Source organism: Niallia endozanthoxylica (assembly GCF_008710145.1).
Lineage (GTDB): Bacteria > Bacillota > Bacilli > Bacillales > Cytobacillaceae > Bacillus_BD > Bacillus_BD endozanthoxylica.
In genome coordinates, this window is the sequence record NZ_VYKL01000079.1 from 1 (window position 1) to 7735 (window position 7735).

Consider the following 7735-nt stretch of genomic DNA (forward strand, 5'->3'; position numbering starts at 1 on the left):
AGGCGTGTGAAATGTTCATTTCACACGAATGAGTCAAAAATCTGGCTTATCAACACAGTACTTTAATAAAGCCATTATTTTAAAAGTATTGACACCTAGCTCGTAAACTAACCTTCCCCTGTTACAAATTATCGCCAACACCACAGAAATTAAAAGGTAAAATTTGGCGCTAGTATTTCAGGAGTAATTTTTTGTAATATAACATTAGTACTGTTATAATCTATCCTAATCGAGTGAACTAATTTTTTGGAATTTTTTACATTATTTTAGGAAAATAAAGTAATTGACGTTTTTTGGAATTGTTGCTATGATGAAAAAGTAAGAAAATTGTCGAATTTTGGCGAAAAAAATAAAAAATAGATAGATATATTATTAGATTGGAGTGGAGAGTGAAAATGAAATCTACTGGTATTGTTCGTAAAGTTGATGAACTTGGACGTGTAGTCATTCCTATAGAATTAAGACGCACACTTGGTATTGCCGAAAAAGATGCTTTAGAAATTTATGTGGATGATGATCGTATTATCCTAAAAAAGTATAAGCCAAATATGACTTGTCAAGTTACTGGTGAAGTATCAGACAACAATCTGCAATTAGCTGGAGGCAAGTTGATTCTAAGCCGTGAGGGTGCCGAAAAGCTTATTAAGGAAATCCAAGAAAATTTTGACCTATCTAATCAATAATATTCCCTACTAAAAAAGCTTCTCAAATCGAGAAGCTTTTTTAGTAGGGAGGATGCAGTAAGTTTTGTTGGATTCTACAATAATTTGCTTTCCTCTACTCTCCTCCAATATGGTACAACTGATATACTTCCCTCTTATTCATATTTCGATCCTTTGCTGTCTGTTTAATGGCATCTTTCGAGCTTAACTCTTTTACTGCCATATAATGCTTCACATGGTCTTCAATAGATAGTTCTTCCCACCATAGTGCTTTCTCCTGGTCTGATAGCGGTTCTCCCGCTTCAAGAATTAAACAAAATTCACCGCGAATTTCTCCTTTTGCTGCCCACTCCATTAATTCTGATACTGTACCGCGAATAAATTCTTCATATCTTTTAGTTAACTCACGGCACAAGGCTATTTTTCTATTCCCTAACACTTCATGAATCATAGTAAGTGTTTCCTTTAATCGGTGCGGTGCCTCATAAAGGATGGTAGTTGCCGGAATATTTCTCAGTTCCTCAAGCTGCTTCCGTTTTTCTTTCTTCTGCCGGTCCAAAAAACCGAAAAAATAAAAGGACTTCGTTGAAAGACCCGATGCAATGAGTGCTGTCAAGGCAGCATTTGCTCCTGGAAGAGGAACAACTGTTAACTGCTCTTCTACAGCCTCAACAACTAACTCATACCCTGGGTCCGATATCGTCGGTAAACCAGCATCGCTAATTAAGGCAACCTTCGCGCCTTCCTTAAGCAGTTGAATGATTTTTCGTCCTCCCGCCTCTTTGTTGTGCTCATGATAACTCATGAGAGGCGTATCAATCTCAAAATAATGACAAAGCTTTTTTGAATTACGTGTATCCTCAGCGGCGATATAATCCGCTTCTTTTAATATCCTGATTGCTCGATAGCTCATATCCTCTAAATTACCAATTGGCGTCGGGACAAGATATAAAATCCCTTTCGTATCTTCTTGATCAAAGCTTTTCTGCTGCCACATAAGTACCCTCTTTTATTAAATGTTGTAATTTCTTCTTGCGGTCTAACCGCTTGAAAGCATATTCAGCCTTCATAGCCTCACTTTTCGTATCAAAACGTTTGGAGTGAATCAACACCACCGGCGCTCTTCCTCTAGTGTATTTAGCTCCTTTTCCCTCATTATGAAGCTTAATTCTTCGCTTTAAATCATTTGTATATCCTGCATAAAGGCTGCCATCTTTACAGGATAATACATAAAAATAATGCTCCTTACTCTCCATATAGAATCGACCTCATCTCAGGCGTATATTCATTATCATCCTGATAAACCATTAATGGAGGTAAAATTTTAAGATCCGGCTTTCCATTCTTAATCGCTTCAATTAATAAAGTATTTGCTTCCTTACCAGCCTTGGGATAAACGAATTGCAGCCGCTTTGGCTCTAGCTTATATTTTCTCATAAGTGTAATCATATCAATCAAACGGCCTGACCTGTGAACAAAGGAAACCTTCCCTCCTTGCCTCACAAGCTGACTTGACGCACTGACAGCATCCTCTAGTGTACAAAGAATTTCATGGCGGGCTATCGCTAAATGCTCGTTTTCATTTATCTCCTCTTGTGATGGGGTAATAAAATACGGCGGATTACATGTCACAACGTCAAACTTGCCATATCCAAGCTGTTTCGGCATTTCTTTAATATCACCGAGAATCATACGTAACCGGTCACTCAGCCCGTTATATTCGATACTGCGAACAGCCATATTATAGAGACGTTCTTGGATTTCAACTCCTGTAATGTTCCCCTTTGTTCTTAAACTAAGAAATAATGGAATTACACCGTTACCGCTGCATAGATCGAGAAGATTCCCTTTTTGAATAGGAACATATGCAAATTTAGCTAACAGAACCGCATCTAGAGAAAAGGAAAATACAGAAGGACTTTGAATAATTTTCATTTTTTCCGCTAATAAGTAGTCAAGCCTTTCATCCCCTATCAATTCAACCAAAAGCGACTCCCCCTTATGTATTCTTAAAAAATAGCCTTCCCAAAAAAGTTAGGAAGGCTGTCCATTATTTTTTATTTAAAAAGGATAAGCAGAAGATACAATCTCCCTCCGTCCGAGGACTTCCAAATTGAAGATTACAAATATGAAATCCCTCCTGATAAAGGCGGGCGAGGTTATCGTATCCTTCTCCAATATCCACAATTCCATGATTCGTGGACTCGAGTCTTTTCTCATCCTTTTTACTGCTCTTTTTTGACTCGGTATTTTCTGTAATTTCTTCTAGACGGCGTCTAATATGTTCATTTTCCAGCTTCAAAGAGTTATTTTCTTCGAGGATTTCTGCTAAGTGCTGCTTTAACTCACCAAGCTGTTGGTACAAGTGACCAATTTGCATTTCCATATTACTAACTGAATCAAATATTTCCTTTTTATCCACTGGTTCCACCTCATCAGTCTGTGGATTGTACCGGTACAGCACCTTCTTTAATAATTTCATCCAACGTATATTCTAGCACGCGCTCAAGCTTTGGAATTTCAACTTGAACCACTCTTTCAAGGATGTTGAGTCCTACTACTTTCCCTGAACCCCCAGGAGTCTCAATCCACTGTCCAAGGTCAGGTAATAATTCTTTTGCTGATTCGTATTCATCATTTTCATATTTTAAACAGCACATAAGTCTTCCGCATAATCCAGATATTTTCGTTGGGTTAAGCGATAGATTCTGATCTTTTGCCATTTTAATAGAAACAGGCTCAAAATCACCTAAAAAAGTAGAACAGCATAGCATCCTGCCGCATGGCCCAATTCCGCCAAGCATCTTAGCTTCATCTCTGACACCAATTTGGCGAAGTTCAATCCTTGTCCGGAAGATAGCCGCCAAATCCTTTACAAGCTCACGGAAATCTACCCTGCCATCTGCTGTAAAATAAAAAATGATTTTATTACGATCAAAGGTATATTCAACATCAACCAGCTTCATATCTAATTGATGGATAGTTACTTTTTCACTGCAAACATCATAGGCTTCTTTTGCAGCTGTCCGATTTTCCTCTACAATCATACGATCCTTTTGATCCGCAATTCGCAATACCTTTTTTAAAGGAAGAACAACGTCATTTTCATCCACTTGTTTTGGGCCAATGACTACCTGTCCGTATTCAACGCCCCTTACAGTTTCCACGATAACGAAATTATTCTTAAGAATTGGTAAATCGCCGGGATCAAAATAATATATCTTACCCGCTTTTTTAAAGCGTACGCCAACTACATCATACAACTGAAGATCCCTCCTGCAATTTAAGCACAAGCTCTTCCATTAATAACTGTGGATTCATATTTGCCTGCAGCTTTTTCTTCGCCTCCAATATTATCGACATTTGATTAGCTAAACGACGTCCTGAAGTTTGTAAGGCATATTGTTCTAAAACTTTCGCCTCACTCACAAAAACAGCTTGCCCCTGCTTCCCAAATTGTATATATAATAAATCCTTAAAAATAAGAAGTAAAAGATCTAATCCACGATCCATTTGTTCTTTATCTTTAAAATGTAAGATCCATTCCTCTTGAAGATAGACCATTGCTTCAAGGGAACTTTTCTTAAGCACTTCATATAATTTTACCACTATCTTTTGTGCTTGTGCAAACCATTCATCATTGTTTAGCTCTAAAGCTTCATCCAAATTATTGGTAAGCTGGGCAAGTATAGGCGCCCGGTGTTCCTTAACACCCATCTCAATAAGTTTCTGAATCATATGTTCACTGGATAATGGCTTAAAAGATAGGGTTTGGCAACGGGATAAAATGGTTGGCAGTATTCTTTGTACCTGCTCTGTCATTAAGATAGCATAGGTTTGCTGATAAGGCTCTTCTAAAAATTTCAGCAAACTATTTGCAGCATTCACCGTCATCCGGTCAGCATGAATAATCATATACAGCTTTTGCTTTGATTCGACGCCTGTTTTTGAGAATTCCTCCTGCAACTGGTGAATCTGCTGCTTTTTAATAGACAGTCCGTCAGGCCCCACTATATGAATATCAGGATGATTGCCATGATTTATTCGTTTACAATTATTGCATTCCTCACAAGGAATGACCTCATCCACTGGTGACAAGCAGAATAAGCTTTTTGCCAGCAACAATCCTGTTTCTTTTTTTCCTGTTCCTTTCATGCCTTCAAATAAATAAGCATGGGCAAGCCGCTTTTTCTCTATACTTCTTTTTATCATTTTTAAAACAACTGGCTGGATTTCCTCAAGCTCTTGCCATGTTTTTGCCAAATATATCACTCACTTACATAGAGATATTAATGAAAACTGCAGTTTATTGTATGACACGGAATAATTCGTCAACTGCAGATTCAAACACAGCCTCCACTGATTGAGAGGCATCAATTTTTACAATACGGTTCGGGAATCTCTTACATAATAAATGATAGCCCTCTCGAACCTTGTGATGGAAGTCAATGCCCTCGAGATCCAAACGGTTAACTTCTCTTCCATTATCGCGATTAATTCGGTCTAAGCCAATCGCGGGATCAATATCAAAGTAAAGGGTTGCATCCGGCATCATTTCCTCAATTGCAAATTGATTAATGGCAAAGATTTCATCAATCCCTAGACCTCTTGCATAACCCTGATAGGCTAAAGAACTGTCAATAAACCGATCACATATAACAATATATCCGCTTTCGATTGCGGGTAATACCTTTTCAACGAGATGCTGTCTCCGGGCAGCCGCATATAAAAGTGCTTCCGTTCTCGCATCCATCGCTTTATTTTCTTTATCTAAAATAACATGTCTGATTTTTTCTGCAATCTCTATTCCACCTGGTTCCCTCGTGCTTATGGCAGGATAACCCTCCAATTTTAACTTTTCCATCAACATTTCCATTATGGTCGTTTTGCCGGCTCCCTCTGGACCCTCTATTGTAATAAATACACCTTTTTTCACAATAATCCTCCAACTTATTACTATTTCTTTGTAAAAATTGTAATGTAATGCTCATATATATAATTTGCACCCTGGAATCTTGCCCCAGAGTCAATTAATCCTTCTATCTGTCTAATCATTCCCGCAGTAATGAGTTCACCGGGAAGTAATAGAGGAATACCCGGAGGATACGGAATAATCTTTTCTGCACAGATTTCATCGACAGCATCCAAAAGAGGTACTTTTCTAATCTCAAACTGACCCATTTCTTGACTAGTAAGGACAGGTGCAGTGATTAACGGCGTATAGTTAACCATCTTTTTCTCTCTGTCAATTAACTGTACATCCCTCAATGAGTGATGTATACCATCTGCTATTCGCATAAAAGGAAATTGACTATCCTGCTTTAACAGTGGCAATACAAGCAGAACATTATATGGATCTGCCAGCTCTGTATAAATTCCTTCCCTTTCAAAAGCGGCCTGCAATTCGAACCCATTGTACTGATTAGCTGTTTGCAGTGTAACCTTTAATAGATCTCCGCCATCATCATATTCCATAACCCTTATCCCATCTAGTTGCTTTAGTCTCTCTTTAAATGCAGAAATTTGCTCGTTAAGGTAATGATGGTCTTCTTTTGAATAAGTCCCTAGGTAGCTTCTTGCTAGGTCAAGGGACGCCATAATTGGATAGGATGGACTGCTCGACTGCAGGATATTAAGGTATTTTTCTATGGATGCTCTTGCAACTCTGTTGCCATTCATATGAAGAAAGGAGCCCATTGTCATGGCTGGCAGAGTTTTATGTGCTGACTGCACAACAATATCTGCCCCTAACTGTACCGCAGACTTTGGAAAGCTGCCTCCGCTTATGAAATGGGCTCCATGTGCTTCATCGACAAGTACGGGGATATTTCTGCTATGCGCCAGTTGGATGATTTTCTCCAGTTCATTTACCATCCCATAATAGTTTGGATAGGTTAGGATAACCGCCTTTGCATTCGAATAAACATCTAATGCCTTTTTCACAATTTCTACAGATACTCCACCTGAAACTGCCCAATCCTGATGGTAATCAGGGCTCAGAAATACTGCCTTTGCACCTACTAATTCAATGCCATTCATAACTGATTTATGGCAGTTCCTCTGGACAAGCACGGTATCATGTTCAGTTAAGACTGCCATAATCATGGCCAAATTTCCAACCGTTGAACCATTCACTAAAAAAAAACTTTTTTCAACACCATATAATTGTGAGAGAAGTGTTTCAGCCTCTAGAATAACTCCTTCCGGTGAATGGAGATCATCAAGGTCTGATAGTTCAGTAGCATCTAATTTTAATAGCGCTTGAAAATGAGTTTTTGCAGTTTTTGGAAAAGTTTCGCCATATTTATGACCAGGAACATGAAGAGATATAGGATGTTTTTCACTATGTAAAAAAAGTTGATTATATAAAGGAGTTTTTGATTGGTTCATTATTACACCATACTCTCAAATATAGATATTTTTTTCTTAGTATATTATGCATATATTCACTTAAATTTAGCATTTCCTATCTATTGTACCAAACCGCCTCTCCCATCTAAAGGGGAACTTCACTTAACTCCTTTTTCAACTATGGAACTTTTTAACGTATTTGATTTGATTTGAAAAGATCTAATGAGACATACAAACAATTACTAAGGTTTACATACAATATTAATCAGCTAAACTATATGAGGGAATTTTCATAATTTTGTATACAACCAATTCAAACTGGGCAGTATAGTTTTATGGAGGTGAGTGTATTGGATTCATTAGCAAAAGGGCAAATGGAAGAGAAATGTGTGATTTGTGATGAACAAAAGAACAAGGGTATACATTTATACACTTCATTTATTTGCATGGATTGTGAGAGGGATATTATCATCACCGATACGAGCGACCCCAAGTATAAATATTACTTAACAAAGCTAAAAAAAATTACCACTCCAGAGATTTTCTCATAATAAAAAAGGGCACCTAATTTAGATGCTCTTTTTTATATGGTGGATAGATGATAATATATAGCTTTTGTTTCTGCAGTTTTCTACATAGGATAAAAAAAAGTATCCAATGATGGATACTTTTTAGCTTTGCTTGGCGACGTCCTACTCTCACAGGGGTAAGACCCCAACTAC

10 protein-coding genes are annotated in these 7735 nt (G+C 37.8%); 2 read left to right on the plus strand and 8 right to left on the minus strand.

All coding sequences use genetic code 11. From position 1 onward, the window contains the following. The first annotated feature begins 389 nt into the window (after positions 1-389). Positions 390-683 carry an AbrB/MazE/SpoVT family DNA-binding domain-containing protein gene (locus tag F4V44_RS26980; RefSeq protein ID WP_191090880.1) on the plus strand — a complete coding sequence of 98 codons (294 nt, stop codon included), beginning with the start codon at positions 390-392 and terminating at the stop codon, positions 681-683. Positions 684-777: 94 nt separating this feature from the next. Here the strand turns inward: F4V44_RS26980 and rsmI are convergent, their stop codons facing one another. From rsmI to F4V44_RS27020, 8 genes are all read right to left on the minus strand, one after another. Next, entirely contained in the window at positions 778-1659 is an 882-nt protein-coding gene (rsmI, locus tag F4V44_RS26985; protein ID WP_150443064.1) for a 16S rRNA (cytidine(1402)-2'-O)-methyltransferase, read from the minus strand. After that, on the minus strand, positions 1637-1918 hold the full coding sequence (locus F4V44_RS26990; protein ID WP_150443065.1) for a GIY-YIG nuclease family protein: 282 nt from the start codon (positions 1916-1918) through the stop codon (positions 1637-1639). The genes rsmI and F4V44_RS26990 overlap by 23 nt, the downstream gene beginning before the upstream one ends. Further along, positions 1908-2597: a tRNA1(Val) (adenine(37)-N6)-methyltransferase gene (locus F4V44_RS26995; RefSeq protein ID WP_150443072.1), complete on the minus strand. Its 690-nt coding sequence runs from the start codon at positions 2595-2597 to the stop codon at positions 1908-1910. The genes F4V44_RS26990 and F4V44_RS26995 overlap by 11 nt, the downstream gene beginning before the upstream one ends. A gap of 115 nt (positions 2598-2712) precedes the next feature. After that, a complete protein-coding gene (gene yabA, locus F4V44_RS27000) occupies positions 2713-3084 on the minus strand; it encodes a DNA replication initiation control protein YabA (RefSeq protein WP_150443066.1) in 372 nt (123 codons plus the stop codon). 13 nt (positions 3085-3097) lie between these two features. Next, entirely contained in the window at positions 3098-3925 is an 828-nt protein-coding gene (locus F4V44_RS27005) for a PSP1 domain-containing protein (protein ID WP_150443067.1), read from the minus strand. Then, positions 3918-4925 carry a DNA polymerase III subunit delta' gene (holB, locus tag F4V44_RS27010; RefSeq protein ID WP_150443068.1) on the minus strand — a complete coding sequence of 336 codons (1008 nt, stop codon included), beginning with the start codon at positions 4923-4925 and terminating at the stop codon, positions 3918-3920. Before holB ends, F4V44_RS27005 begins: the two co-directional genes overlap by 8 nt. A gap of 43 nt (positions 4926-4968) precedes the next feature. Next, complete coding sequence (tmk, locus tag F4V44_RS27015; protein WP_150443069.1) at positions 4969-5598, minus strand: dTMP kinase; 630 nt, start codon at positions 5596-5598, stop codon at positions 4969-4971. A gap of 20 nt (positions 5599-5618) precedes the next feature. Beyond that, positions 5619-7052 carry an aminotransferase class I/II-fold pyridoxal phosphate-dependent enzyme gene (locus F4V44_RS27020; RefSeq protein ID WP_150443070.1) on the minus strand — a complete coding sequence of 478 codons (1434 nt, stop codon included), beginning with the start codon at positions 7050-7052 and terminating at the stop codon, positions 5619-5621. Between the two features lie 296 nt (positions 7053-7348). Between F4V44_RS27020 and F4V44_RS27025 the strand changes: the two genes are divergently transcribed. Next, positions 7349-7564 (plus strand): sigma factor G inhibitor Gin, encoded by a 216-nt coding sequence (locus F4V44_RS27025; RefSeq protein WP_150443071.1) that lies wholly within the window; start codon positions 7349-7351, stop codon positions 7562-7564. Positions 7565-7735: the final 171 nt, after the last annotated feature.